Here is a 1,965-nt window from a genome sequence, read left to right on the forward strand (position 1 = left end):
TTTTTTATTTGTGGAGTCTTTATGTTCGTTGAACTTGAACCGCTGTTGAAGTCGTGTGGTGGCCTGAAGCTGGCGCTAAAGATGAAGGGTGATGCGATGGTCGTGGTTGTTTTACCGGAAGGCGAGGCGAAAGACACGGCGTTGCGTCAGCCGCTCGTCATGACCGCGACGGCGGCGGAACTGGACGCCGGCTTTGCCGAGCATCTGGCGACGTACACCGGCGCTCATGCGTCGCTGGCCGAACAGGTTGCTGCGACAACGGCGATCCTCGGCGAAGCCCAGAAAGCGCAGGTCTCGAAAGCGACCAAAGCTCTCTCGGGCAAGGCTGGGAGAAGTACACCAGCCTCTGCCAAAGCCTCTCCAGACGCGGACGTTGATGATGACGACAGTGATTCGACGGAGTCGGATGCACCGGCCGCCGCGAGCGAAGGCAAAGCGGACGCTCCGGCGGCTGAAGAGCCTGTTTCGAGCGGCACCGACCTCGCTTCGCTTTTTTAAGGAGGCACGGCCATGTCGATTTCGATCACCGCGCTCGTTCGCCAGTTCTCTTACAACGGCGTTGCATTTGCCGATCCCGGCCCGGCGTTCTCGCCCGAAGACGTTCGCGATCTCTACTCGGCGCAGTATCCCGAGCTGACGACTGCGTCCGTCGACGGCCCCGAGATCTCGGGAGATGTCGCGACCTACAAGTTTGTCCGCGCGGCGGGCGCCAAGGGTTCGTATGCGTAAGCAGACGCTTCTCAAGGCTCTTGCCGACCCGGCCAACGGGTTCAATCAGGAACCGCCCGAGAGGGCGGTTTTTTTATATGACGACGAGGTTCGCCAATGCTGTTCGATCCTTCATTCACTGATAGAGCGGTCGATGCAGGCGTCGGTACGTCCTGGCAACCGCCAGTCGCTGCCGTTGCCCAGTATCGACCTGCCGATTGTGTTCTGACGCTGCCGGATGTTTCTGAGGGAGTACCCGCGCGTGCGTCGGTCAAATGGCGCGACGACGCATCGCTTGATGCGATCGTGCTCGAGCAGTTCCGGCATGGTCCGCTTCTCGCGGCCGACGTGGAGGCGCCGGTCAGTCCGGTCGACGCTTTCCAGCAGGCATTCTTTGCATGGGTGCGCCGGCAGTTGCCGGCACCGCTTCGCTTCCTGTCGTTCCGACTCGAGCTTTGCGACACGAATGCGGTGATGGATGCCATCCATCATCAGTATGAGCACGATGATTTCAAGCCCCGCACGCCGTTGCATCTGGGCGTGAAGTGCATGGACGAGTGGGTGCACGAGGTGGGAGCCTTTGCAGAACCGCTGCGCCGTGCCCATCCGCTTTTGCTGCACACGATTTTCAATATCGTTGATCGCGTCTCCGGTAAGACAGTCCTGATCCGTACCCCCGGATGGTTCCTGTGCGAAGCGTCCTGCTTGCACTGGGAGGGTGACGAGAGCGCGACTGACGAAGGCGTGCGCGAGTGGCTGAAGGAGTTCTATGGCGAAGATGGGGATGTAATTGATCGTTATCTTCCGTCCGAGCTGCGGCCGCTGCTTTGTCCCGACGAAATCCGCGATCCGGACAAGATCAAGGGGCGACGCGTTCGCTCCTCGGTCCTTTCAGATAACGAACTGCGGCTGTTGCGGACGGCTTCACCGGGCATGGTCGCGAGGGTCTGTGACCAACTGCTCGTCTTGAAGCAGATGTTACGCAAGGCTGGCAAGTCCGACTGCCTGGCTGACGGCTATGACGCGCAGCCCATCTATTCGGGTTGCACGTTCGTATTCGCTCACAACGAGCGGACCGGCGAACTGCTAGACGACCACATGAACAACGCGTTCTCGGCGGGTGAATCGTCCGAGTACAGCCGTTTCATTTCCTTTTCCGAGACACGATGGGGCATCCGCGAGCAGTACGCGCAATGGAGCCTCGGTCTTCGCATGCTCCATCACCTCGATCGCCTGATGGCGCTGGTGGTGGACCCT

General features: G+C 60.2%; 3 protein-coding genes. All 3 read left to right on the forward strand.

Going from position 1 to position 1,965, the window contains the following annotated elements:
* Nucleotides 1-498, forward strand: a 498-nt coding sequence (locus tag SB822_RS54405; protein ID WP_410858761.1) for a PRTRC system protein E, incomplete at its 5' end; no start/stop codon positions are given.
* Nucleotides 499-510: 12 nt separating this feature from the next.
* Nucleotides 511-729, forward strand: coding sequence for a PRTRC system protein C (locus SB822_RS54410; RefSeq protein ID WP_028366978.1), 219 nt, complete (start codon nucleotides 511-513; stop codon nucleotides 727-729).
* Nucleotides 730-825: 96 nt separating this feature from the next.
* The coding region (locus SB822_RS54415) for a PRTRC system protein F (protein WP_410858762.1) at nucleotides 826-1,965 on the forward strand (1,140 nt) is incomplete at its 3' end.

The organism is Paraburkholderia sp. SIMBA_054 (genome assembly GCF_046534875.1).
Taxonomy (GTDB): domain Bacteria; phylum Pseudomonadota; class Gammaproteobacteria; order Burkholderiales; family Burkholderiaceae; genus Paraburkholderia; species Paraburkholderia hospita.

What these genes read in the sequence shown, in the direction of transcription:
- SB822_RS54410 (WP_028366978.1), top strand. Translation starts at nt 511, where the DNA reads ATGTCGATTTCGATCACCGCGCTCGTTCGCCAGTTCTCTTACAACGGC.